Origin of the sequence: Rhizobium sp. TBD182, from assembly GCF_001950375.1 — a bacterium.
GTDB lineage: Bacteria > Pseudomonadota > Alphaproteobacteria > Rhizobiales > Rhizobiaceae > Agrobacterium > Agrobacterium tumefaciens.
Map to the genome: position 1 here is coordinate 137,054 of NZ_BDLN01000004.1, position 905 is coordinate 137,958.

At 59.6% G+C, this 905-nt stretch carries 1 protein-coding gene; it reads right to left on the reverse strand.

Features of this window, described 5'->3' with window-relative positions; genetic code table 11:
* Positions 1–905, reverse strand: a 905-nt coding sequence (locus T18_RS27720; protein ID WP_323455227.1) for a DNA translocase FtsK, incomplete at both ends; no start/stop codon positions are given.

The following is a 905-nucleotide window of genomic DNA, read 5'->3' on the forward strand; positions in this document are numbered from 1 at the left end:
CCATGATGACATGGATGCCAGCGGCACGCGCCATCTGAGCGAGGCGCTGTACGGCACCTTCGATATCCTTGCCTGCCACCATCATAAGATCCGCCATTTCGTCGATAATGACGACGATATAGGGCAGGGGCTTCAGGTCGAATTCTTCCGTCTCGTACATTGCCTCGCCGGTCTGGCGGTCGAAGCCGGTCTGCACCGTGCGGGTGAGGATTTCGCCCTTGTCGATCGCCTGCTGCACACGGCTGTTGAAGCCATCGATGTTGCGCACACCGATCTTCGACATCTTCTTGTAGCGCTCCTCCATCTCGCGCACCGTCCACTTCAGCGCCACGACGGCTTTTTTCGGATCGGTAACGACGGGGGAGAGCAGATGCGGAATACCGTCATAGATCGATAGTTCGAGCATTTTCGGGTCGATCATGATCAGGCGGCATTGCTCCGGCGACATGCGGTAAAGCAGCGACAGGATCATGGTGTTGATGGCGACCGACTTGCCCGAACCCGTGGTACCGGCAACGAGAAGATGCGGCATCTTGGCAAGATCGGCGATGACGGGTTCGCCGCCGATGGTCTTGCCGAGCGCCATAGCGAGCTTGGCCTTGCTGTTTTCAAAGTCGCGGCTGCCGACCAGTTCACGCAGGAACACGGTTTCACGCGTCTGGTTTGGAAGCTCGATGCCAATGGCGTTGCGGCCAGGCACGACTGCAACGCGCGCGGCGATCGCACTCATGGAGCGGGCGATGTCATCGGCAAGGCCAATGACGCGCGAGGATTTGATGCCGGGTGCTGGTTCCAGTTCGTAGAGCGTGACGACCGGGCCGGGGCGGACGTGAATGATTTCACCCTTGACGCCGAAATCCTCGAGAACCCCTTCCAGAAGGCGGGCATTCTGCTCCAGCACTTCC